Annotated in this window: 17 protein-coding genes; 4 read left to right on the top strand and 13 right to left on the bottom strand. The window is 39.8% G+C overall.

Translation table 11 applies throughout. From position 1 onward, the window contains the following. Nucleotides 1–427: 427 nt before the first annotated feature. On the top strand, nt 428–1,846 hold the full coding sequence (locus RSJ42_RS10425) for a tyrosine-type recombinase/integrase (protein WP_410507228.1): 1,419 nt from the start codon (nt 428–430) through the stop codon (nt 1,844–1,846). Between the two features lie 601 nt (nt 1,847–2,447). Beyond that, entirely contained in the window at nt 2,448–2,999 is a 552-nt protein-coding gene (locus RSJ42_RS10420; protein WP_410507227.1) for a hypothetical protein, read from the top strand. Between the two features lie 93 nt (nt 3,000–3,092). Here RSJ42_RS10420 and RSJ42_RS10415 read toward each other — a convergent pair whose 3' ends face one another. The 8 genes from RSJ42_RS10415 to RSJ42_RS10380 form a co-directional block, all read right to left on the bottom strand. Further along, nucleotides 3,093–3,296: a hypothetical protein gene (locus RSJ42_RS10415; RefSeq protein ID WP_410507226.1), complete on the bottom strand. Its 204-nt coding sequence runs from the start codon at nt 3,294–3,296 to the stop codon at nt 3,093–3,095. A gap of 307 nt (nt 3,297–3,603) precedes the next feature. Next, on the bottom strand, nt 3,604–5,652 hold the full coding sequence (gene brxL, locus RSJ42_RS10410; RefSeq protein WP_410507225.1) for a protease Lon-related BREX system protein BrxL: 2,049 nt from the start codon (nt 5,650–5,652) through the stop codon (nt 3,604–3,606). 75 nt (nt 5,653–5,727) lie between these two features. Further along, nucleotides 5,728–8,415 carry a BREX-1 system phosphatase PglZ type A gene (pglZ, locus tag RSJ42_RS10405; protein WP_410507224.1) on the bottom strand — a complete coding sequence of 896 codons (2,688 nt, stop codon included), beginning with the start codon at nt 8,413–8,415 and terminating at the stop codon, nt 5,728–5,730. A gap of 217 nt (nt 8,416–8,632) precedes the next feature. Further along, nucleotides 8,633–10,018, bottom strand: coding sequence for an ATP-binding protein (locus RSJ42_RS10400; protein WP_410507223.1), 1,386 nt, complete (start codon nt 10,016–10,018; stop codon nt 8,633–8,635). Between the two features lie 590 nt (nt 10,019–10,608). Next, nucleotides 10,609–10,686, bottom strand: a complete 78-nt coding sequence (locus RSJ42_RS10395; RefSeq protein WP_410510355.1) for a Fic family protein — start codon at nt 10,684–10,686, stop codon at nt 10,609–10,611. A gap of 253 nt (nt 10,687–10,939) precedes the next feature. Further along, nucleotides 10,940–11,422, bottom strand: coding sequence for a hypothetical protein (locus RSJ42_RS10390; RefSeq protein ID WP_410507222.1), 483 nt, complete (start codon nt 11,420–11,422; stop codon nt 10,940–10,942). 6 nt (nt 11,423–11,428) lie between these two features. Then, the gene (locus RSJ42_RS10385; RefSeq protein ID WP_410507221.1) at nt 11,429–11,923 is read right to left on the bottom strand and encodes a TIR domain-containing protein; all 495 of its coding nucleotides are present in this window, start codon (nt 11,921–11,923) and stop codon (nt 11,429–11,431) included. A gap of 9 nt (nt 11,924–11,932) precedes the next feature. After that, nucleotides 11,933–12,910, bottom strand: a complete 978-nt coding sequence (locus tag RSJ42_RS10380) for a hypothetical protein (protein ID WP_410507220.1) — start codon at nt 12,908–12,910, stop codon at nt 11,933–11,935. A gap of 185 nt (nt 12,911–13,095) precedes the next feature. Here RSJ42_RS10380 and RSJ42_RS10375 point away from each other — a divergent pair, with 185 nt between their 5' ends. Next, on the top strand, nt 13,096–13,443 hold the full coding sequence (locus RSJ42_RS10375; RefSeq protein ID WP_410507219.1) for a DUF6293 family protein: 348 nt from the start codon (nt 13,096–13,098) through the stop codon (nt 13,441–13,443). A 6-nt stretch (nt 13,444–13,449) separates the two neighbouring features. Beyond that, nucleotides 13,450–13,797: a DUF6293 family protein gene (locus tag RSJ42_RS10370; protein ID WP_410507218.1), complete on the top strand. Its 348-nt coding sequence runs from the start codon at nt 13,450–13,452 to the stop codon at nt 13,795–13,797. A 555-nt stretch (nt 13,798–14,352) separates the two neighbouring features. Here the strand turns inward: RSJ42_RS10370 and RSJ42_RS10365 are convergent. The 5 genes from RSJ42_RS10365 to brxC are packed head-to-tail and all read right to left on the bottom strand — an operon-like array spanning nt 14,353 to nt 23,714. Continuing rightward, nucleotides 14,353–14,892 carry an ATP-binding protein gene (locus RSJ42_RS10365; protein WP_410507217.1) on the bottom strand — a complete coding sequence of 180 codons (540 nt, stop codon included), beginning with the start codon at nt 14,890–14,892 and terminating at the stop codon, nt 14,353–14,355. Then, the gene (locus tag RSJ42_RS10360) at nt 14,835–15,725 is read right to left on the bottom strand and encodes a helix-turn-helix domain-containing protein (RefSeq protein ID WP_410507216.1); all 891 of its coding nucleotides are present in this window, start codon (nt 15,723–15,725) and stop codon (nt 14,835–14,837) included. The genes RSJ42_RS10365 and RSJ42_RS10360 overlap by 58 nt, the downstream gene beginning before the upstream one ends. A 9-nt stretch (nt 15,726–15,734) precedes the next feature. Then, on the bottom strand, nt 15,735–16,556 hold the full coding sequence (locus RSJ42_RS10355) for a TIR domain-containing protein (RefSeq protein ID WP_410507215.1): 822 nt from the start codon (nt 16,554–16,556) through the stop codon (nt 15,735–15,737). A gap of 22 nt (nt 16,557–16,578) precedes the next feature. Then, nucleotides 16,579–20,058, bottom strand: coding sequence for a BREX-1 system adenine-specific DNA-methyltransferase PglX (gene pglX, locus RSJ42_RS10350; RefSeq protein ID WP_410507214.1), 3,480 nt, complete (start codon nt 20,056–20,058; stop codon nt 16,579–16,581). A 17-nt stretch (nt 20,059–20,075) separates the two neighbouring features. Then, nucleotides 20,076–23,714 carry a BREX system P-loop protein BrxC gene (gene brxC, locus RSJ42_RS10345; protein WP_410507213.1) on the bottom strand — a complete coding sequence of 1,213 codons (3,639 nt, stop codon included), beginning with the start codon at nt 23,712–23,714 and terminating at the stop codon, nt 20,076–20,078. Between the last annotated feature and the right edge of the window lie 69 nt (nt 23,715–23,783).

Below are 23,783 nucleotides of genomic sequence, written 5' to 3'. Positions count from 1 at the left end.
AAACAGCCAACCCCCACATATGGTATGCAATATCGGTTTAAGCTATCCAAGATAATTCTAATATCTAGGCGAAATCTAGACATGCGAGACAGACTATAACTCTGGAATCTCTAGTGAAATACCTTTTCAGTAACTTTTTCTCTCGCCTGTAATCTTTTTTTCATTCGTATTCCAAAATCTTGAGTTTTTCCAAATGTAGCATTTACTTTTGTTTTTTCCCCATTATTCTTACAACACTTACATAAGCCCGATATGCTACATTTATCAGCACACTCAATATACTCGAACAAAGCAGAAATATCTGTTCCCAGATAAAAATAAATAACTTGCAGCCGTTATTTTAGTGATAACCATGGTGATAGGAGTTATTATTGTATAAAACCCATCTTCTTTAAATATCAAGGATTACAAAAATAGGGTTTTCAAAATGTTAAGCATCAAACAAATTTCAGAAGATGAAATGGTGAAAGAATGGCTTTCATCGTATACTTCACAAAATACTTTACATGGCTATTTGACTGCCATGAAAAAATACATTACGATGACTAAAAAAACTCCCTCAGAACTCATAAATGAAGCCATAAACGAATCTGGTGAAGTCATCCTGAAGAGAAAGTATCTGAAATATCTCGATAACTTTTATTTATATCTGAAAAATGATGAAAAATTGGCTGAAAAAAGCGTGAATGTGAATGTGAAGTCTGTAATTTCATTTTATAAATTTCACCGAATAGAAATTATAAATCCAAAGATGGTTAAGGCTGCAAAAACTGTAAATAATGATGTCCCAACAATAGATGAAATTCGAGATGCACTTAAAGTCGCAAATCCTATGATCAGGGCATATATCCTTATTGCCACAAGTTCAGGTCTGTCAGTTTCAGATATTATCCAGCTTAAGGTGAAGGACGTAAAGAACGTTGATGAGAACGAGATTACTACACTAAAGCTGACACGTAAGAAAACGGGAGTTCCATTCTACACTTTCTTTTCTCCTGAAGCTACACGGGCAATACAGCAGTATATTTCAATCCGAAATGGTCAGGGCACATTGAAAGGAAAAGCAGGTGAAAGATGGAGAACCAAGCACAGGATCAACTCTGAGGATGATTACCTTTTCATTAAGGAAAACATAAATGATGACTATCTAGAGCTCATTAAAAAGGACTACCAAGCAGCAGAAGAATTCAGAAGGATGACAGAATATACATTTCAGGATAATTTCAGGCTAATCTCAAAAAAGATCAATATGGAAGCTGAAAGCAAGGGAGAATATAATAGGATCAGGACTCATAATTTCAGGAAATTCTTTATCACCACTTTGACTGATCTTGGTTTTGGTATTGGAGATGTGCATTTTCTTGCCGGAAAGGAACTTCCAGCCGGTTTTGCTCCCTATCATAAGCCGGATGGTTTCCGAGATAATGCAATAAATCAATGGAAGGATAGATATATTGACTGCCTCAACAATCTAATGTTTGAAGAGAAGATCAACGATATTACAAAAGACAAATACAAGAAACTTGAAGACGAATTCAAAAATTATAAACGTAAATCTGAAATAAAAATGATAGAAATAGAGATGAATACAATAATTCAACCTGACCAAATGGAAATTAAAGATCTGCAGTATAGAATACAAGAAATAGAAGAAATAATAAAACTTGGTGAACCTGATAAAAGAATTGGACATCAAGGTGAACGGATCCCACTTCGAAAATTTGAAATACAAAATTATAGAGAAAGAATTCAGCAATTAGAAGGAGAAATTAGAAGAATTGAGTTTGAGATTGATCAAACAAAAGAATATTATTTAAATCAGATTGATGAATTGAAAAATAGTTAATTTCTTCATTGAATTTTTGAATGTAATTATTTAAAATTCTTTTTCGAAAATTAAAAATATTAATTCCTTTTTTTTCATTTCTCTAATTCCCTTTAAGCAAGATTTCCCTTTCCTCAGCCCTGTCATCCTTCGCATTATAACAATGCTCGTGATCAATCGGAGTCTATAACTCCGACCTCTCTGTTCGTTACAACAAGCATATCAAAAAATATCGGGCGACACTTTGGTTTTATTTATGTGAATTTAGTAGATAATCTTGAAACTGGCTTAAACAGGGATATTTTAGCAAAATGGTTCGAATAATGTCTCTCTCGCTTTTATGAAGAGATATATAACTAAAAAGTGCATGCTGTTTTCTGAGAATAATGAATAACCATTTATTTGAAATAGATATCTTCAAGCGGATAAAATAGTAGAATTCGGTTTCACGCTTAATTTCGATTTGTTGGTCCATCCAGTCTAACCTCTCGACTCTAAATAAGATTCAGTTTCCAGTTAAATATCAAAGTTGTTTCTGCCGGATGTTATAAAAAATTTTTTGTTTTAACTTGAGAAGGATTTTTTAAACAAGTTTAATAATTAAAGAAAAGAATCTGAGAGTATGAAATCTTCAAAATCAATCACAATAAAAGATTCGATAATTATAGGCGGTAGAAATCCTCAAAGCCTGGAAGCTGAAGATGCCGCCGAACTTAAATCCGACATGAAAGAAGCACAACAAGGTCTCGAACTCCTCCGCCAGTTAAAATCTATCAAAAGAGAAGACAAAGCCGGATACCAGCAGATCGAAAACGAAGCTAAAATGGCTGAGGCAAAAATCGAATTGATGAAAATAGAAGCTCAGAAAGTAGGAGAAAGAAGGGAAGGAGAACTTGCTGCCCTTGACCTTGCAAGGACCCTTAACGAACTCAGGGATCAGTGTGTAAATGATGAGGCTTTTGCTGTTAAGGTGACAGTGGAAGTCCTGAAGAACAAAGTAAAGGATGAAAAATCCCTTGGGTATCTGGAAACAATTGACAAAATGCTGAATGCACTGTATGTTGACCCGTTCCACAAACTTGAGGAGACGCATCAGACAAGAGTTCTTGAATTATGCAATTACATTGAAGAAGCTTATTTTGCATCTTTAGTGCACGGGAACAGAGAGAAGTGAATTTTAGGGGACCTAAAAGCAGCAAGTTAATTTATGCACGTAAAGGGGAAAGTTGACGTCGAAGAAAAACAGTTTTTCTTTTGCCTCCTGCCTTTACTTCCTAAATCCAAGTCCCACTTTATGAGCTATAATCTCAGCTTTTTTCATCAACTCTTCCGGAACATCATATATTCCATTGTCAATCCTTACTTCAAGCTGTGTACAAAGTTCATTTGTGATGTTTCTAACATCACCCTGAGCATAATGTAGTAAGTCACTCGCATATTTATATGCAGTTTCCAGTTCTCCAAGCTTCAAATGAACTATAAAGAGCTCACCACAATAGAATGCTGACCTTCTTAGATCATTTCGGGATAAACTCAAAATCTAAACAACTGCACTTTGAAGCTTCGGTACAGCTAAATACGCGTGAAGAAGCGATAAGAAAGTTGATGTAATCAAGATCAGTGCATTTAGGAGGATTTATTTCACTCAACCCAGAGATTTTTTTTGATTCTATTTATGTTAATATATTAAAAAAAAGTATTTTAATGTAACTTATGAAAAAGTGCTTCAACCGCGTAAGTCCTATATACGCCAGATTTCTCAACATTCTTGTAAGACATCAAATTAATGCCATCGACTTGTACACTGCATCAATAGGATCTTCATAAAAAGAAATCTGGAATTTACTGAAAAGATCAGGCGGCACTGTAGCAATCTTTCCTGCAGAAGAAATTGGGATCATTACTCTTTTTGCCCCTGCATCAAGGCAGACCTGCAAAAGACCAGCAAGATTTTCAAGTACACCTACAGATCCTCCGATTGTCATACTTCCTAGAATTGCAGTCTGTTCTTGAAGCGACCTTTCCAATGCTCCGGAGCAGAGGCTGATGAAGGCTGGAAGGACAAGTTCTTCTGACATGCCAACTCCGTAAAGGTCCTGGACGTGCAAAAAGTAATCCTTTTCTTTTACAGATATGCTCTGACTTATGGATTTTGCATTAGCTTTGAAGTAATTGAATGCCGTTTTTATGGATTCCTTGGTCTGAGTATTTGAGCCTGTACCTGATTTTTCATATTTTCCCGAACCTGCAACTACCTGAACTTCAAACTTATAAATCCCAATTTTGCCAGATTCGGTAGCTGCAACAGCATAGGCTTCACCAGGTTTTGTGATGCCTGCAGGGATTATTTTGTTTCCACCGCTTTCTGGTACGGACACGAAAGATTCTTTCAGGTTTTCATTGTCAATGTAGGAGAAGTTGACATCGAAGAACTCGATCCCTCCTATTTTTTTAAGCTGCTCTTTCACGCGCCTTCTTCCAATAAGAGCATACTCAAGAATCTCCTGCGCCTGTTCTCTGGTGATATTCTCATCCGGGTAAATGAGTTTCATAAGGCCTGAGAAGGTCTTTTTAACAGCAATAACATCACGCTGGTTCAGGTTGTTCCCCAGCTTAAAGAATCTGTTTATATTGTCGGCGTAGGACCTCTTCCTCATTTCCCTGAAGAATTCTGCAATATAATCAACTATGAACCCGTACCTGTCTGTAAAGTGTTCAGGCCTGAACTTCGGGATTTCCCAGCCAGGAATGTAATAATGCATCCTGTCGAAAAAGGCGGTATCACTGTTCATGGCTTCCGGGAAAGGGGAGAATAGGTGAGATGTCTTTAATAAGGACTCAATACTTTGGTTGACGTTTCCAACAAAAACAATGGAAGCATTTGCATTCTTTTGCTCTTTTCCTCTCGCAAAAGAGCCTGAGGCCATATAGTCTTTAAGGATCTGTATTCCGTCCTTGTCTTTGAAACGGATTCCTGCAACCTCGTCAAACGCCACAACGTCCCAGAACCCAACAAGCCCTATCTGTCGGGTGCCCATGTTGTAGAAAAGGTTTGCAACTGTAGTCTGCCCTCCGGACATAAGAATGGTGTTTGGGGAAATTTCCTTGTAAACGTGAGATTTTCCTGTGCTTTTCGGGCCAAGCTCACATAGGTTATAGTTATTTTCGACAAGAGGAACAAGCCTTTCGAGCATATGCCATTTGATGGGAGTTTCAAGCTGAGTAGGTTCCATCCCAATGCTTCTTATCAGGACATCGATCCACTCATCTTTGGTGAAGTTCTTCCTTTCAACCAAGATCTCCTGGATGTTCACATTCGGGATCTGGATAGGTTTCAAACTGGAGATAATGAATGGCGAAGAAGCTGATTCTGTTGAGTATTCCATCTTGATCATGCACCAGATCCCGCCACCGAGAAGCTTGTCGTATTTTATGACATAATCAGAGTCAATCTCAATGCTTTTGAGCCCGAGATTGGAGAAAGTAGCTTCATATATATCTCTCCTTTCATTGAGCATGACCGTGATTTTGTCAATAACCGTATAGTAGCCCGTCTCACGGATCCTTGACTTGATCTTTTCGGCTTCATCTGGTCGGACATAGTTCTGGGACAGGATACTTTTTACTATCTGGATGCCTTCCTGAATCACTTCTTCATCATCGTCAGCACAGTAAGAGCCGAGAAGGTATTCCAGCACATAGACAGGGACATTATGCCCGACCTTTAATAACTTTGTAAGGTCTTTTCGTACAACTCTGCCAGGGAAATACTGGATTAGTTTTCTATCTGTTTCGAGGCTTGCTGTCTCAAGAGATTCTTCGGTCATTTTTATCCTGTCCCTATTACAATATCCCTACACTCTTTTTTATCCCTAATTTTTGTGCATAATTTACTTTTCAACTTAGAAGTCATCAAAGTCGCCAATCAGAAGGTCAAGTTCGAATGGAATCCGTACAATATCTTTTATTTCAGCTGGGTCTTCGTCAATCAGCCTGAGGTAATATGTTTTGTTTTCAAGATTGTTTCCGAGGGTGAGTATGATATTATACTGTCTTTCTTCGGGCTCATCGGATTCGTTATTGGCAATAATGATTTTTTCATCGCTGACCATTTTTTCCTGCCCACCATCAATATCCCATAGAGAAACCTTGATAGTGCGGGGTTTCATTTTATCAGTCACTTTTTCGGTCTGGAAAATCTTTACTTTAAATTTGCTGCTTGTAATCTTTTTCCGGTCATTTATCACCGAGACACTGACTTTACCGTGCTTAATGCCCTTTCTTTCAAGGGTTTTATCGTTTTCTTTGTGACTATACATTAAAACAGGCACAACTATTTCTTGGGGTGATACTCCACCGTGAGCAAAATTAAGTCCTCCACCTGGCAGCTTAAACCTAAGGTCAGCTTTTGGTACATATGCAAAAAGAGATTTTTGTGCTTCTCCAAGGAGAGAATTCATGTTAAATTTATGGATGTTTTCTTGTGAGATGTCTTGCTCACTCAGGATAACTCTCCTTGTAGAATCCAGAATTAACTGCTTATCAAAGGAAGAAATGTCTAATTTGTCAACATTTTCCATATCATCTCTTCGATAAATAAAACCATGATCAGCTGTAACAATTACATTTGTTGCATTTAAAGAAATAGTTAGTCTTCTGACAAGTTCTTCAAGTTCTTCAATTGTCTCCTGTGCAGCCTTAAAAACATCATCTTCTAGTGTTCTTTTGTCTCCTATAGAGTCTATCTTGTCATGGTAAACATACACTACCTTTTTTCCTTTTATTAGTTCTCTAGCTTCTTCTCGATGGCTTTTAATTATTTCTTCGGAACTAACTGCAATGGAATCAAGGCATTCTCTTTGTAGAATCTTGCCTCTATTTTCAATTCCCTCCGAACCCATTTCATCAATAAGCACATCTTTTCCTCTATATTGCAAGGTTTTGTGTGGGAGCAAAGCTGCCATCCCCAATTTAGTATAAGAAGGAACCACACCTGCCATATATCCGAGATCAACAAGTCCCCATGTATTCTTGTTTAATCTATCTTTTAATTCTGCGGCTATCTCATAACGCATGGCGTCTGAGATGATTACAACTACACGGACCTTTTCATTTCTATTTATGATTTTCTGGACATATTGCTTATAGAAATCGTTCTGACTATCCGCAAGTTCAATCTTCCATTGCACCTCAAGCTTTGAATCAATTAAGCTGCTCCATTTCAATAACAATTTTCCTAGCAGCTTATTAGTATAAAGGTATTCAACCTGGGGTCTAAGGCTTTTCTTAAGAATGTCTTTTTCCTGCTCTTTATCATAGTAATAATAGAACTTCCTGTAGAGATAATCAATCTGGTAGTAAGTCTCAGCATACGCTTTGAATAACTCGTACAAACTGCGTGTATTTTCTAGTGAATCAGCTGCTTTTGGATTATCGTAATATTCCAGGGAAAACTGGAAGAGTTTAACCGCATACTCAAGTGCGTTGTAGATATTCTCATACTCTGAAAACCAGTGCTTTGTCCGGCGGGTATCGATCCAGGATAGATAGCTTTTGAAGTCCTCTTCTGTTGAATTTACAGGACTGTTCAGGGACTTGAGTATATGAATAATTAAAGCTTTATCAAACGTCTCAACGGCTTCAGCTTCAAGATATCTCTGTACATCTCGTTTATCAAGCGCTGCCTGCAAGTTCTTTTCCAGGTCTTGGCCGTTTTCTTCAAGTATATCTCTTGTATATTTCTCAAATGTTTTGGAATCCTGTGAGCTGTCCATCCAGTGCTTGAGGAAGATCTGACACTCATTTTCTTTTCGGTTCACATACTGATCGTAACCTGAAAGGGAAATTCCAGAATATCTCTTCATGTGTGTAATCAGGAAGCTAAGGAAAAGTTTTTTCAAGGTAGGATTCTTTGCCGAAAACCCAAAGTCCTCTTCTGCAAGTTCCCAGAAGTTTTCCTCCAACCCGAACTTTGAGATATTCTCCCAGATAGAGTTTTCAGCTTCATCCAGGGATTTGAGCATGATGTCCCTTACAATCTGTTTGAATTCAGGAGCCTGCGTTTTTGAAAAAACAGCCAGCATCCCCAGAATGAACTCTTTTTCACGCCAGTCTTTCTGGTGGAGCTTCTTTAAAGGCTGCACTCTTTCTTTCTGGTTGCCAAAGAATTTCTCGTATTTAGTGAAGAAGTCGTCAAGTTCATGCCCATCAATCTCAAATTCACTCTTGATGTCTGAAATTCGGCTATTTTCGAATCTGGAAGAATAGAGTTGGATATCAAAAAGCCAGTTAGATTCGTGTGATCTTTCTTTATCCGGGCAGTAAATCAGGTAGTTTGACTCCGGGTCTTTGATTTCAAGAAGTTTTTTGGTCTCAAAATAGTTATTGTCAAGGATATGGAATTTGATGTTGTTTTCTTTAAGGATCGGTATTATTTCTTCAAGCTCTTCTCCGGGAGCATTCTTCTCATGATCCCAGGCAGTTTTATCCCTGTCGTACCAGAAAACTATTTTTCTTTTCTCATAGTCTTTCAGTTCTGAAGGAGAAAATTTTTTGAGTATACTACTACTGGTTTTTTCTACATTGACCATGAAAATCAAGATCCTGCTGTTATTCTGGAAAGGTTAATTGAGAGCTAGAGATTTAGATACTTTATCCCTGAAATACTCTTTGATTTTTAAAAGATTTTACTAACTTTGTGGGTTGGTCGTTCATACCGCATGTAAAAATTATCCGCCTTGTCATTTCCTATACACCACTCGATTTGAATCCGGGACTTGATAAAAAGGACAATTGTCTTTTTTGACATCAGGGAATAAGCTCTTTCAGTTCCCATACAAGGAATCCATCACCTTCCAGTTCTTCTCTACCTTTGACCTTTCTGGCTACTATCCCTACTTTCAATTCTTGGCCAGATATTCCTCTTACTAATTTTGTTTTATCGAGTGTTAACTCCAGGATCTCTCTGGCTTCGTTTTCATCCAGTTCTTTATTCTTGACCTCAATTGCCAGGGCTTTTCTCCCCTGGTGATCTATTCCAAGAATATCAATTTCATCCCCCTTTCGGTTCCACCAGCTCCCAAGCTCTGGATAATCGCTGATCATCTTTTCAACCAGCAGTTCACGAACAATATCTTCGAATATCTTGCCTGTGTAACTCTTCCATTCCTTCATGACATTTTCTAACATGGGAGTATAATTGCCTGCCATATACTGGCTGTACACAGGATATACGAAGCGGCCATAGAACCTGAAAAAATTATCCTTTAAGAAATACCGCCCTCTCTTGCTTTTTTCAGGACTGTCCGTGACAGGTATCCGGTGTTCCACTACTCCCAGCAACTCTGTGAGGTCGTAAAAATAAGGTGACAATGAGCTAGAAGAGACATGTGTCAGATCCGAGATCTCGCTCATTGAGCATCTGCCCTGAGATATAGCTGAGATTATCTCATAATATGTGGAGTGCTCCTTCCCAAACTCTTCAATCAGAACGTCTCTCACTTCATTTTTAAGCGGTGCAAACTCGCTGAATATCAGCTTTTCAAGGGCATCATCAAATCCTGTACACTGATACTTTTCAAATAGACGATAATAATAAACTGTTCCTCCGAAAAGGAAGTACAGATTCAGTTTTTCTTCCGGATCTTTTATACCCATGCCATCGAGCATCTCAAATGTCTCAAGGACTGTAAAGGGCTTTATAGTCAGAATATTGTCGGCACGTTTGAAGAGAGGAGCCTGTTCCTCAATGAAGATTTTTCTTATCATGCCAATAGAAGATCCGGACACGATAAGAAAGATTCTACAATTGTCCGGCTTCATGTCCCAGTACCGCTGCAACTGAGTAATGAAAGATGGATAGACTTTCTGGAACCTCTGGAATTCATCAATTGCTATTACCATGTCCCTGTCATAAGAGGTGATGAATTTGAGAAAATTTTCAGGCTCATCGACTTTTATGTAATCCGGCAGGTCCAGTTTCTCCTTTAAAAGCTGGTCGAACTCGTCCATCAGAATGTCGATGCTCTTGTTGCTGTCAACGAAAAGATACAGCGCTTTCCTGTTCCGTGTGAACTGCTTGATCAGCTCGGTTTTTCCTACCCTTCTTTTGCCGGTTATGACAAGAAAAGATGGTTTCCCCTGATCGAGCAGTTCCATAAGTTCAAGCTCTTTCTGCCGGTTGTAAAATTGCATAATGATTATTTTTGTAATCATTATATTTATAATCATTCCCTTGGGAATACTCGGTTCATTTAAAGCATGGAGAAATTTATGCAGACGCGTACAATCTGACTGTATTTGCAAATTCCTTATTTTTCTGTTATTTGGTGCGGCTTATGCGGCTTTAATACAGAATTATTGCGGTTTCTGTAGTATTGGCGTGTTTGTGGCATGTATGGGGAATTTTGATGGCTTCTTTGTTTATGGTGCAGTTGGCTTGATTATGGCTGTTTGAAGTCTTTGATTGTAAAGTTTTTGGCGTGATTATGGCGTGTTTGTCCCCTTTATGTCTCCTTTGTGACCCCATTGTCCCGTTTGAATTGTTTTCTCTTTTTCACAAACTTATCAATCTTCTAATTTTGCGGCTTTGGTGCGGCTTTAGTGCGGTTTATGCGGTATTAATGCGGAATTAGGCGGTCTTTGTGGTGTTTAAGCACCATATTTGAAAATGCCTGTAAATTCATCACACGGCATGTGGTGAATCTGCAGATTTCCATCGAAAATAGGCATGGGCAAGACTGACAGGATTCTCTTATTCTATGCCTTCATGTGCCTCTGCCTCTTTATCTAAAAAATGACTTCCCTTTAGCCGTCAGGCGGTATTTATGGGTAGGGCTATTTGGTGAATCAGGAAGGGTCATTTATAATGAATCCTGCCTAAATGGCAGGTCGGAGATCATAATTGCATATACCGAATAATTTTTTCCGATGCCGTTATTCGCCTGATTTAAGGAATTAAATCCAATATCTGTAGATTCCATACATATGTTCTCTTATCCAAGTATATGAAATCGTTATCAAACAACTTCAGTTAGAGACTGTTAATTCAAAACTGCATCAGAAAAAATGTTTAACTTTTTTGTCGACCTGCTGAATAAAAGATGATAGCGTCTGTTAGATAAATGTAAGGCATATCGCATAAAGCAACAACAAGACATAGGGCACTGCTAATACGATTGGTATAAACTTCTCTATTTTTGTATAAGGAATATAGTTCCTGTGATTCTTCCCTGATTCTAAGATTTCCCACTCTCTACCATAACAGGGAAACGGCAATTGCTTTTCCATTTCAAGTATTACATCAAACTTTCCACGGTTCATTTGTCTATATGAATTAATATTCAGATACCATATTCCACAGAGAACAAAGCTCAGTATCGATATGAAGAGTAATACTATATTGAAAACTTCACATAGATGCGTATTTGTTGCTGCCCATGAAGTCAGAGCGAGTAATCCTGTTAAGATGGTAATATAAAATTTATTTGTCTCTCCTCTACGTTCGCTGTTTCTATCAGCCATTTCTACAAAGAGTTTATACTGCTCGAGGAGGAGCGTTTGGGACGGTTCGTATTCCGAGCTTGAATTCATTGTCATCTCACTTCAAGTACTTTGAGTCCTCTCCAGTTCTGCCTGTAACGCATCGAGTTTCCATGGTAACACTTTGTCACCGTGGTCGAGCATGAGCTGTGGGATCTTGTGGTTTTTGTCGCTACGGATTCTCATTCCAATTACAGGTTTACCCAGTTCGTGCGCCTTCCGAATTTCCCATAATACTGCTTCACGTTTGTGAGTTTCTTCACCGATTGCAACGACAACTACAGAAGATTGTTTAATCCTCTCTATACATCGGGTCTTCCACTTCTCATCAAACGGCTCTTTGACCGAGTAGTCCGTGAATTCCATTTTGTCAGAATTTTTTGATTGATATCGAAGCAGGTTTACTTGTGCCTCATCCTCAATATGGAAACTAATGAATACTCTTGGCTTTCTTTGCTTATCGTGATATTGCGACAGTTCTTTCTGTCTCAGATTTTTCCTGGCATTATATCGCGATGACCAAGCTGATCCCCTTTTTCCACGTATTCCACCACCCATTGACACACCTCATGTATAAGTACAGTAATTCATCCCAATTTGTTCTGCGGTGCTGTTCCGGAGAGGGCCATCAACCTCTTCTTCTAAAAACGGAGTTAATTCTTGCTGATTCCTCAAGTCTTCTACGAAGCTACTAATTGCATGAAGGTTATGCATCACCAGTTCTCTGTCAACCTTTCGTCCTGGAGACCTGATCCACCTCCCGTATTCGTACCTATAACCATAGTATGCTTTCACGTAATGCGATTGTGTAGCAAATCCATCTACAAACCTAAATGAGTTGATATGTTTCTTCGATCCGATCCCGTAAATGATAAGTTCGTCTGTTCTTTCCCGGATGAGATACGCGAACCTTTTGGCGATCTGGAGTACATAGTCTGGGCCACGAAAGAAATCTGCCAAATGGAAACAGAATCTTTGTATGCCCATATTTTGCATCATTTCAAGATGGTATAATATCTGGTTATCTGTACACCCTTTCACCAAACCAATTGGAACGCATAACGGGCAACAGTCGCGCAATGCTTGGGTCTGGTTTAACATGCGATTTATCTCGACAGCCGAAACTTCGGGTTCTCTAAGATACGTTTCGCCGTCGGGAGTTAGATAATACTTTATTCCCAGTGTATCAATGATCTCAGCATAGGTCTCACTGGTCAGTCCTTCGATAGCTCGATCCGGCATTATAGAGGATAAAATCACATCGCCGCCAAAATCCAAGTGGTTCTGGATGCCCCCGTTATTTCGAATTTGATTAAATAGCGAGTTGGTCGATTTTCCATCCCTTGAGATGAGTTGCTGGGCCTTTATTATCACCTCTGGAGAATCAACATGTCTTTCTGGACTGTATGTAGTCTTTTCACCAAGTTTGACAATTGGATATATTTGTTTTTTAGCAGTCTTGGCATTATGGCGTGGGTTCCCTAAAAAAAGTGAATATGGTGATATCTCTTTGTTTTGATTGATGTAGTCGAACTTATCGGTCAAATAGTCCCTCTGGAGCTTCTGTTTATTAATTGTAATACAGTAAAATATACTTTATTATCGTCAATAAAGTTAATATCGTTTGTTAAGATAATATATTACGGATTACGATGATGGACTATCCTCTTAGAGTACATATCGCGCCAGTCGGCTATGATATCGATAGAGTGATTTTGCCGCTGAAAACGATGGCAGCAGATAGAGTCTGGTTGGTCAAGGAAAGAAATGAGAGGGAGGATAAAGGCATCGTATACTTCCAAAAAGTAACTGATTGGTTAGGTACAAATCTTCCACAGTGTGATGTTAAAATAGAAACATGTGCTCTGATTGACCGAGATTTATATGATATTCTTCGGACATACAGAAAAATTATTGAAATCGAATCTGCCAACCATATTTTTATCAATGTTTCAACGGGAACGAAAATACATTCTATTGCAGGGATGCTTGTCTCGATGATCTTTAAGGAAGATAAGATGGATATATCGCCGTATTATGTTGTCCCGCAAAATTATGATGGGAAAACAGAAGATTGAGGAACCTTGGTTACCGGATGTAAAGACATCTTTCCCATACCCAGTTATAAGATCGAAAAACCCCGTGACGATCTGGTCGCTGTACTGAAAATCATTCGTGAATTGACGCAGAAAAATGCGAGACTCACTAAGAATATCTTCATAGAAGAACTTGACAAATTACACTCTTTAGAGATTCACGCAAAGCGAGGTCGCTCAAAACAGGATGAGAAATCTGCTAAATATCGAGCGTTGGATAGGAAATATATTCAGCCCCTCATCAACTGGAACTTTATCGAAGTTGTGAGGGGTGGCAGACGGAAAGAGATCCGAATTACCCCTGAAGGAGAAAACATCCTGGTATTCTTGGGTTAACCTGGAGCCTAAATACGGATGAAAGGTTATATCCAAGTTCATAAAACCGGTGCATAACACTGAACATATGTCGCCGTTGTTCAGGCAGTATAGGAAAGCGAAAGAACTAGGATTTCTGTTATGCATAAGTGAGATGATGTCGAAGGACTGCATCTCTCCGATGGGACACAGAGCTCCGGGGATACGGTGTGCGCTGAAGATGGGGGCGCAGGGATTCCAGATCCTTTTCCACGAGCTTTCGCTCACGTTCAAAACAAACTACTGCGGCTTCAAAATCGAGATTCTCAGCCTTTTTATCAGGAAATACGTGTTTTAGTGCGGCTTTATTGCGGCTTTGGTGCGTCTTATGCGATTTAGTAAGTCTTTATATCTAATTTTCGATTTCCTGATTGCGGCGTTATGTATTTGTGGCGTCTTTGCAGAGTCGTAATCGCATTTTATTTCTGGTGCAGTTGGCTTGATTATGGTTGTTTGAAGTCTTTGATTGTAAAGTTTTTGGCGTGATTATGGCGGGTTTGTCCCCTTTATGTCCCCTTTATGTCCCCTTTGTCCCCTTTAGGAAGTCTCTTCTTTTTCACCTATGGTTCCTGATAGAACATATTCTGTTCCTTTTCCTGTAGTGCCGATTTGTTCAAATATCTTTAAAGAAACTAATTCTGCCAAGTCCCGAGAAGACGTTCTCTTAATTGTGTTGGATATTTCCTGATATTCCTTGTTTGTAATCTTTCCCTTTTCTTTTACGTAGAATACAGCCTTAATCTGCCTTTCATTAAGACCGATATTTCTAAGATATTCTTCGTTTAAAATCCCTTTTTTGAAGATTACACGAAATCCCTGATACTCTTCAAAAACCGGCTCAGGAAGCCCTGCTTCTCTGCAGTAATTCTGCATCTTCTCTATTCCGCTGCCCCATTGCTCGATTATTCTGGTATCAAAGAATACTTCTGCTATACCTTTGTTCCTCAGTTTCGAGGCATGAGGCTTGAAAAGATCTTCCATTGTAAGACCAAGAGGCAGACCTCCTGGGCTCCATACAATCAGTTCATTTTCATAGATCCGGATCTCAGAGCCAGAGCTGTATAGTCCCTGTGGCAAACTGCGTTTACAACAGCTTCTCTGATAGCTTCTAATGGGTAGTCCCAGACCTCTTCTCTTTCTGGCTTTCCAGTCATTACGAATTTAACGCTGGTATTCTTCCTGACAAAACCTATGGCTTCTTCGACCTGTTCAAAGAGCGTACCCTCAATCAGTCGGTCATCAATTACGAGAGTCTGGTCCTTAAAACGTCCACAATGGATTACAGCTTGGGAGAGAAAACGTCTTCCATCCTTGCAGAACAGGAGTCCTGCAGCCCAGGTAGGTTTCCCATCTTTTACAAGCTCCATTTTTTCGAGCACCCGGATAGGATCTTCATCTTCTCCAAATCCTTTTCTTCCGGAAACCCTTGCCTTTCGGATATATCTCCTGACCTTTTCAAGGTCAAGATCTTCAAGAGACTTTCCAGCCGCTGGAAATCTATCCCAGCTCATTCCGGTAGACTGCAGGTGCATCTCTGCAATTTCCTGTGAATTCATACTCCGGTTGCTGTTATTTACCCGTTTGAAACACCTTCCCCGGACAGATACGGGTTTTATAGGATATTCAGGGACATTTACCACTACAACCTTCTTTCCCTCAAATTCAAGCACCTCGATTTCAGGGATAAGCTGTGGCTCGGTTTTGTCTGAGACCTGGTTTGCCCATTTAGCCAGAGTTTCTTTTCCAATATCTACTCCGGAGATGTTTCCTTTATCTGAAACCCCTATAAGGATCATTCCGCCTTTTGCATTAGCAAAAGCTACGGCTGATTCTACGGTTCTGTCATCGAATTTTTCTTTGAATTCGAGGGTTTCGGATTCGCCGTATTTGAGGAGGGATTGAAGGTTCATGTTATCAATTCATAATTTCGTATAATCTATGTCATAACCTGCTGAATCTAATTCTTTTGCAAGAGCAAGTTTCCAACCACTGTTTGAATCATAAGGAATATACAGCTTCCCAAAGATGTCAGATGGAAACTCAAAATTTTCTTTAGCATTAAGTAGAGCACAAACATTTTCTCTACCAAGCTTCCCAAGAAAATAACCTAATTCCAATATCACATTTTGCCGTGCTCTATAATTCGCAGATTCTGGTTGCTGATCTTTTTTGAATCCCATGTCGTCAGGAGAAAGGAGAACTACGGCAAAAGATACATTATCAGAGCATTCTTCAAACTTTTCAATAATTGTTCTCCCCTTATCTACTTGTTCATGTAAGATAATTGGCTCAAGACCTACATTTTTTAATACCCGAGCAACAGTTTCTTTCATCTCATTATCATGCCCATGAACAACAAAAACTTGATTACTTTGAGGTTTAGAAGTCATATCTTCTTTCGACATTTTTTTATTATACCCCGGAGGACCAAAAATAAAATTATAGGTTACGTCTTCACCTTCTTTAGCGACATACCATCCATCTGGAAGAAGAGGTAATCCATAGCTTTTTCCTCTTATCGCTCTAGCATTAGGTATTAACTTTGAAGAATTATCTTCTGTTCTACTAATTTTTATCCTTTCAATGTCATCTGGATGAATTGTTTTTCCATCAATAAATATACTCTCGTTTTTTTCATAAGGAGTTACAAATTGACTGCGAAGTCTTTCTTCATTTAAATCAAGTTCTATCTCATCAAAAATTCTGTTGGACTTTTGCGTAATTCTAACATGATAATACATCTTAACACCTTAAGAGAAGTCTTCATATCTTCCCCACCAACCCTTCAAACTTTTTATAATTCACATTAACCCCATCATCCAGATCAATCTCAATCATCTGATCCGCTTTATTCTTTAGAAGCTCGTCATACTTCACGAGCTCATTGATCTTTTTATTAAGTTTAGCAAGTTCTGACTCGGCTTTTCCACTATTCTTAGAATTTTCAGTAATTTCTTTTTCCAGAAGTGATCTCTGAGCATCCAGCTTCGACTCAAAGTCCAGCAGATAATCGATTCTCATCTTCGCCAGGGTAGTTTTATTATACCTGTGCATGTAAACTAGCGCATTGAATGCTTTTCCTTTTTCTGAAGAAGTAAAAAGCCAGTAAATAGGTCTCTTCTTATACATCTTCACATGATCGCTGTAGAAATCCTTCAGGAAATAATTCCGGATAACCTTTTCAGGAGATTCATTTTTCGTTGAAAGTGCCCCTGCGATAAAGTCCAGATTTTCAGAAAGTGTCTCCGCCCCAAAAGTTAGTTTCAAAAACTCCTTGAACCTGCCTACGATGTCATCCGTGTAATATTCATCATCAAGGATTGGAATGATATTATCTTCATCCGGCAGAAAAGTAGCAACGGGCACTTTTTCTTTAAAATCAGCAAGCTTTTCTCCCTGATTTGCAAGAATTAAACCTTCTTTTTCCGGTGAATATCTTCCGAACATGCAGCCTACAGCGTAAGAAATCAATTCTTTGACTGTATCGGTCAGTAACAGAGCTTCAAGTTCTTCTTCTGTTTTGTTATTGCCATAGCGATAATAAGGGTTGCAGGTCAGCGTGATTTCAGAAAGTGGAACATCTGGAGTTAATTCGCCGTGCAAGCCGTAGGCTTCAATGAAAATGCGGTTATTTTCTTCTTCCAGCCGCTGCATTTCAAGGGTCATTTCTTTCCAGTGGGCGCGGAGTTTTGTGTAAGTTTCTTTGAGAACAGGTTGGAGATAGTCGGGTTGAAGAAGTGGGAGGGTGGTGAAATCCCAAGAGGTTTCGTAAAAGTCCCAGTCGGATTTAGAGATATTCACCAATCGTGAAGAAACACTTTCTATTTTTTTGTTATAAAGAATTGACTGAAGAATTGGTAGAGATCGTATATCTTTTATCTTTGTATTAAAAGTTGGATTCATTATTTGAATAAATTTAGAAACAATTGGTGTATTTAAATATCCCAAGATAACATATTTATTTGCATTTTTAATGAAAATAGTTGGTCCAGCTGTTTCATATGTGCATCCAGATTCTAAAAATCTAAACCCTGTAGATGAGGATGCAATACCCGTCCACGTAATACCCTCAAGGTACCAGAATTTCTTGTCAACTATACGGGCGCTGTGATCTTTCCGATAGAAGGATCTTGCCTCTGGCGACCAATTAATTACATGTTCAATGTTCCCTTCCCATTTGCGAAAAGATCCTCCTTTTGCACAAAAAACCCACTTCTTATCGACTCCTATTGTTTTCGTTCCTAATTCCCAATGATATCTAAGAAACTTGTCGTTATTAGTCGTCTTGTTCTGTCCTTCGGTATCAAAAAAGTTTCCTAAAGTCATGCCTCCAAATAAATTACGAATACTTTCACTCACCCAATATGCAATTGGCGACCCGGGAATTCTTTTGATATCGGCGGTAGAAGCCCAAAATGAGTCAGCTCGTTTTGCTTTTAGTTCGGCTTGCTTGTCTGCCTCGCAGTTACCGTCAATCAGTTGTAGATAAGCTCCTTTATATTCAAGATTCTGAGCCTTTTCGATAATAAACGCCGTTGTTGAAACAACTTCGCCTCCAATGCTATCAAAGGCCCGTGCTCCAAGATGAGCCATAGACAAAATTGTGTTATTATTCAGAATACTTTCTCGAAGTTTTTCATAGGATGAAATAAACATCCAGTTGTGCATAGTAATCATTGCTACCATGCCTTTTTGTACTGCTAGGTTCAGATTGCGCTCAATGAACATTGCAAAGAGATCAAATTTGCTGTCAGGATAGCTGTCTTGGGCAAAAGTCCTTATCTTCGAGTTCATCCCATTATTTCCCATATATGGCGGATTTGCAACTACTACATGATATTTCGGGCTGAGATAATCCGCCTGCTTCAAAGCTTTCAGGACTTCATCATGGGTTGTAGACAATACAATATTTCCGGAAAATCTTTTCGAGTCCAGCAGGCTTAAGAGACCCGACACATCCTCTGCAGTCGGCCGTATAAGAGAACCGAAATTGTCGGCCTCGGCGAACTGGAGCAAAGTGGCTCTATGGGCGTTGGTGAAAAGCTCACTTCCGACTGCATCTATGTAAGCATTAAGTTCTCCCTGCTCAAAAGCGACGTTTTCCAGCACACAGATATTGGGCTGAACTGGGTTTCTGAAAAATCGGCGGTCTTTTCCCCTCGCCTTCATTGTCAGTGCAAAACCTGCAAGTTCCCCTGCACGCTTATCTATCTCGATCCCGAAAAGGTTGTGAGTCAGAATCATTTCCGGGATCTCAGAGGGAGTGTAGCCTTCTTCTTCATAAATGGCATACAAAAGATCAAAAGCATAAACAAGCATGTGCCCTGAACCGCAGGCGGGGTCGCAGATCTTGAGCTCTTCAGGAGAATTGATTTTCAGAAAATCGGTTTCCTGCTGTTCCGGCTTTATGTAATACTCCATCCGGTCAACAAGACTGGATTCCGGGCGGTTGAGCATCCACAGGCGACCCAGGGAGTTTTCAACAAGATAACGGACAATCCAGTGAGGGGTGAAAAGCTGGGTAACAGCAGGGATGTTTTCCTTGCTGATCTTGATATTCTTCTTCAGGTCGGCAAAGACTTTGTCCTTCTTTGGGGCAATATAGTCCTGGTAAATCCAGCCTATGATTTCAACTTCTTTCCAGTCTTCTTCCGGAATAATTGAATTAAGGTCGTGCAGGACTGAACCAGTATGGAGAAGTTTGTCAGGGAAAAGGAGTTCAGTATAGTCTTCGATTTTCTCAAAGAGGAAAGGCATTATTTTGTTCAGGTAATTGCAGAGTTTGAGAATCAGGTATTTGTAGAGTTCTTCATCTTTGTTTTCGGCTTTAAGGTCAAGAACTAAATCTCGGTTAAGGTTCAGGAAGTCAAGTTTCAGAGCGTTTGTGAGAAGGTCGGGCTCGGGTTTGTTCGGGTCGGTTGAAGTGAAGACTTTGATCTGGTCCGGAAGGCAGCCGTTCATTTCCATGAACTTGAGGGCTACAAGGCGGTTGAACCAAGTATATGTTACTTCTTCCATGACCTGTTCGTAGCCTTTCTCTTTGATCTGCTTTACAAGCTGGAAACGCTGGTTTTTGATTTTAGAATTAAAGACTTTGCCGTTGATCACAACTGAATCAGCATGTTCTTGTACGGCGTGGATTTCTTTCGGGGTGATTCCATAATAGGTTGCCTGGCTCCTTACTTCTGCGTTTAACTTGTCCCGAACTTTGTTTGAGAATTCGACTATTGCTGATTTGTCCATTTTTATCCGACCCTTCCTTAGACCCTTATGTTCTTTTCCTTGAGAATATTCAATAATTTCTCTCTGAGGTCTGTAATGTACTCCTCGACATCTGCCTCGTTTTCCAGCATTTTTTTAGGCTTGAAAAATGATATATTGCTGATAATTTCAGTAGTTCTCTGTGGGATTATTGGAGGAACTGGTTTTGTTTCTACTTCCTTGCCACCGTCTGTAGGTTTTATTTCTTGAGTTTCTGGGTTATCTTTATCCTCAGCGCTTTTCTTGTAGGCTTTGTTTTGTTGCTCTTCCCGGATAGTCTGCCTCTCCCGGTCTATTTGTCTGTAAGCTTCTACCCTCTGAGAGTTTATACTCTGAAGTTGACTCTGGACAAGAGCACAGTCTTCAGCGCCTTCTACCGTCCTTTCTATCACATTGAAGAGCCTGAGCACTGTTTCCTTAAAATCATCGGAAAAGATTTCATCTGAAAGTTCTCTCTCAAGCTCCTTTGTAACAGCATCAAGGCTTTCTCTGATCTCTTTTTTCCTGGCAGAAAGGGCCTCCTGAATTGCAGCCTCTATTCTCTTTTCCAGTACTGGGAGCTGACGGATCTGAGAGTAGGGTTCTTCCAGATTCAAAATTCTGTTTACTTCCTCAATATCTGCTCTTGTTTCTTCACTGAGGAACTGGATATTTCTGGAGTAATCCCTGTACTTGTGGGCAAGCCTTCTGAAGATCTCAACCTGGGAACCGTTAAAGAAGTTCTTCACAGGCTCTGCATCAGCGTGCAGTTCTTCAAATTCGATCTTTCGTGAGGCTACAGCCCTAAAAAAAGCTGAAGGATCTGAGTTTTCTGTCAGTTCTTTCAGGAATTTCCTGTAGGCTTCTATCCGGGTTCTGCCTGGGAAGCTTCCTTCTTCTTCATATCTTCCTTCGATTACCTGCAGGGCTGAAAGCTCTTCCCGGAATATTTTCTCTGCAGTCTCGTAGAGTTCTCCTTCTTTTTCTGGCAGGCTCAGTTTTTCAAAAAGACCGTTAAGGATCTTCTTTACGGCTTTGAGGTCCTCTTCTCCAGTCTTCTCCCTGATTTCTATGACCACTTTGTCAGCTTCATCCCTTCTTGTCAGGTGTTTTGCCGTAGCACTTGCATCGTTAAACAGGTACTCGGACTGGTAGCGGAGTTTAATCTCTTCCCTGAGGTAAAGAATTGCCACAAGCCCTGAAATCGTCATATCTTTCCAGCCATAGGGCTTTTTCGTGAAGCGTTCCTTTAAATCGCTTAACAGGACCCTTCCGCTTCTCCCGGACTTCAGCTGGATGTAGTCAAGCATTTCCTTTAAAGCCAGCTTGTTTACGTCACTGCCCTCAACTCCGAACCTCTCAAGGTCGTCCGAGCGCAAGACTCTGAGCACTTCACTATCGCTTTCATAGTCCTTTGTAACATATCCGGCTTTGTTGTAAACATTCTGTATAAGGAGGTCGAGCCCTTCCTTTATGCGCTCTTTCGGGCTGGATTTATCAGGGATTACTTCCTTATTGTCAACGAAAACCCTTGAATCCGAAACTCCTTTCTGGACCAGTTCCAGAGCTTTTACTCTTGCACTGTTAGCATTCTGCTGTTTCGTGGAAAGAATATTCTGGATTTCCACATTGTTCCGGTTTGAGGAGTTTTGCTTGAGGTATTTCTCTATTTTCAGGTAGGACCTGATCTGGTCGAGTAATTCGTCTTCCGGGAGAATGAAAAGCAGAGTGTCCGTCGAATCAATATTGCTTAAATTCTCACCGCTAAGGGATTGCTGATTTCCTTTTTTACTGTTATACTGGTCCGAAAGAGGTGTCAGAAACTTGATTGTAAGGTCTGCGCCTGCGACGGTCTTCACCCTGTCATCAATCGCTTTGTTAAACTTGTAGTCCTTATGGGAAGCCGGGCAGATTCCCTGTTTCTGCTCGTAAAGCATCGTATGGATTTCTTCAAGGATCTGGTGCTCTTCGATTTCCACTCTTTTTATGTCCTTATTGATCTCCTGCTCCTCATTTGTCAGGAAATAGTACTTGTCTTCTGACTTGTTAATCAGGGTCTGGTCTTCGAGTTTCCGCAGGGATTCAACGATTCTCTCTTTCAGTTTGAGCTTATTTTCATCAACCGAAGAAATGGAGAGCACTATCAGGTTGTCGAGGTTCGGTTCAATTTCCGGAATGCTCCTGATCATAAACAGGATTTCTAGAAGTTCACAGTCCTTGTCATTAAGAAAATCGTTTTTACGAGCATGGGAGATTGTTCTTGCGATGATCGGGTCAAGGAAGCCTTCAATAGTCTCATAGAAGGCATGGAAAGGAATCAGCATCCCTACATTATTCTCGCAGTAGTTCTCAGTCGACTCCTTAAAGGCGCTAAGCATCGACCTTTCCCCTTTTGCCAGGTGTTTACCCGTAAACCCTGTTTCTCTAATCCTGTCAAAAACCTTCTGCACAAGGTTGAACTGGTAGGGGACAAAAGGATATACATTTACAAAATCGTCTTCGTTTTTGTAGACCTTTATTTCAGCCCGATTTGAAAAAGCGAGCAGGTTCCTGAGTATTGTCTGTTTTTCAGCATAGTAAGAGGCGAGAACGTCCTTATATTCCTCTTTTTTATGCAGGATCCTTTTCTTAATAACTTCATCCACGTTGGCGCTGGTAAGTGCAAGCCTGGTGTTAAAACGTCCCTGAATTTTGGAAAAGTCGTAACCTTTTACGTGTTCCTTTGTAACAGTATCAATATCAGCCTGTGAAGTGACTGCAACCCAGGCTTTTCCCCGGAGTTTGGTCCCGAGTTCTTCCACAATGGTCTGGAGGTTGAGCATCAGCTCGCTGTTTTCTCCTATATACTGCCCCACCTCATCCACCAGGAAAATAACCTGATGGTTTTTTCCTTTCGATTTGCAGTACTTATCTAGCTTTTTTGCAAATTTCTCAACGCTAAAAGTATAGCTTGCTCCGTCGTTTTCAAACAGCCTGGTAGCAGCTTCCTTACTCATGTGGCCGCAGTTTTCAAGGGCTTCTATGATATCGTCCTGCTCAAAACCGTAGGTAACTCTTCTTTCTTCCCATGGATCTCCGTTTATGAGCTCGAATTCGGTTTTAAATGCTTCATAAAGCCCTTTTTCTTCAAGGTCTTCTTCAAGGTCTGCGATCCAGAAAACATCTCCCAGGTACCCTCTCATATCATTGAAAGCCCTCATGAAGATATTTACAATCTGTTCATCGCCTTTGTTTGCAGTGTTTGCTTTGGAATCAATATTAAAGAGAATAACATCTTTAGTGCCTGTAGTAACGGCCTTTTCGATATTTGCAAAAATAGCAGGATCTGTTATTTTTTCCCTGAAAAACTCGAGTGCTTTCTTTCCCTGGACTTCTCTATTCGCCAGTAAATATGACAAAATTTTGAGAAAATGTGATTTTCCTGAACCGAAGAACCCTGAAATCCAGACTCCTATTCTGTCTGTGGGTTCTTCAAGGGCTGCAGCATAATTCCTGAAAAATGTATCAAAATGCTTTCGGGATTCCCCTGTTACCACATACTCATCAAGTTCGGTATAGACGCTTCTTTCGTCTTCCTGGTCAACCTTTATTACCCCGTTGATATCTCTTCGGATATCTTTTTCGAATAAATCTTCTATTTTTATTTCTGTAGCTGTCATATTTAGCACTCTGAATAAATATTAGTTTGAATTGAGTTTCTATGTGAATCAAATTTAAGATCCTAGAAA

This window comes from Methanosarcina hadiensis, from assembly GCF_046529725.1.
Classification (GTDB): domain Archaea; phylum Halobacteriota; class Methanosarcinia; order Methanosarcinales; family Methanosarcinaceae; genus Methanosarcina; species Methanosarcina hadiensis.
Note: the sequence above shows the minus strand (reverse complement) of the source record. Positions and strands in the feature narration are given on the sequence as shown.

Coding starts and splice junctions, on each gene's coding strand:
- RSJ42_RS10395 (WP_410510355.1), bottom strand. CDS start 10,686: ATGACCCTTCCTGATTCACCAAATAGCCCTACCCATAAATACCGCCTG.
- RSJ42_RS10355 (WP_410507215.1), bottom strand. CDS start 16,556: ATGTATTATCATGTTAGAATTACGCAAAAGTCCAACAGAATTTTTGAT.
- pglZ (WP_410507224.1), bottom strand. CDS start 8,415: ATGGTCAATGTAGAAAAAACCAGTAGTAGTATACTCAAAAAATTTTCT.
- RSJ42_RS10385 (WP_410507221.1), bottom strand. CDS start 11,923: ATGGGTGGTGGAATACGTGGAAAAAGGGGATCAGCTTGGTCATCGCGA.
- RSJ42_RS10425 (WP_410507228.1), top strand. CDS start 428: ATGTTAAGCATCAAACAAATTTCAGAAGATGAAATGGTGAAAGAATGG.
- RSJ42_RS10375 (WP_410507219.1), top strand. CDS start 13,096: ATGGCAGCAGATAGAGTCTGGTTGGTCAAGGAAAGAAATGAGAGGGAG.
- RSJ42_RS10420 (WP_410507227.1), top strand. CDS start 2,448: ATGAAATCTTCAAAATCAATCACAATAAAAGATTCGATAATTATAGGC.
- RSJ42_RS10400 (WP_410507223.1), bottom strand. CDS start 10,018: ATGCAATTTTACAACCGGCAGAAAGAGCTTGAACTTATGGAACTGCTC.
- brxC (WP_410507213.1), bottom strand. CDS start 23,714: ATGACAGCTACAGAAATAAAAATAGAAGATTTATTCGAAAAAGATATC.
- RSJ42_RS10360 (WP_410507216.1), bottom strand. CDS start 15,725: ATGAACCTTCAATCCCTCCTCAAATACGGCGAATCCGAAACCCTCGAA.
- brxL (WP_410507225.1), bottom strand. CDS start 5,652: ATGACCGAAGAATCTCTTGAGACAGCAAGCCTCGAAACAGATAGAAAA.
- RSJ42_RS10390 (WP_410507222.1), bottom strand. CDS start 11,422: ATGACAATGAATTCAAGCTCGGAATACGAACCGTCCCAAACGCTCCTC.
- pglX (WP_410507214.1), bottom strand. CDS start 20,058: ATGGACAAATCAGCAATAGTCGAATTCTCAAACAAAGTTCGGGACAAG.